Source organism: Clostridium tarantellae, assembly GCF_009295725.1.
GTDB lineage: Bacteria > Bacillota > Clostridia > Clostridiales > Clostridiaceae > Sarcina > Sarcina tarantellae.
In genome coordinates, this window is sequence record NZ_WHJC01000648.1 from 1 (window position 1) to 480 (window position 480).

Annotated in this window: 1 pseudogene; it reads right to left on the reverse strand. The window is 22.3% G+C overall.

The features are described 5' to 3' along the window. Window positions 1-54 precede the first annotated feature (54 nt). A pseudogene (locus GBZ86_RS18810) lies at window positions 55-366 on the reverse strand (IS982 family transposase); the annotation flags it as partial. Window positions 367-480 lie beyond the last annotated feature (114 nt).

Genomic DNA, 480 nt, shown 5'->3' on the forward strand with positions numbered 1-480 from the left:
GTACTAACATATTCTTTATCTCCTATGATTCTAATATTTTTATAAGACTCTATAAATTACTGTATATAAATTTCTTTTTGTTCTATTAAATCTACTTCTATCTTCAATGTTAGGAAATAGTTCTTTAAAATTTTTCTTAACAAAACTAAACCAAGCTTTCTCTGAATCTATAGTCATCGCTTCACCAACTAAGCTTATAGTAATAATTTCTGTATCAGAAAGTTTGCTATCACTTGCATTTCTTCTATACTTAACCTTATTTGCAATTAACTTATTGTAAATATCATCTATAATTACATAAGTTATTGTAAAAAAGTCTTTTAAATTTTCTATTTCTCCTATAAAATAATTATTGTAATCTAAAATATTTTCTCCTATAGTTTGGTTTGTGGTAATTCTTAAATTATAGCAGAAAATATGTTGGATTTTTTATTTTAAAAAAAATAATTAGCACAAGATGTAATATTAGTAACCTAATAA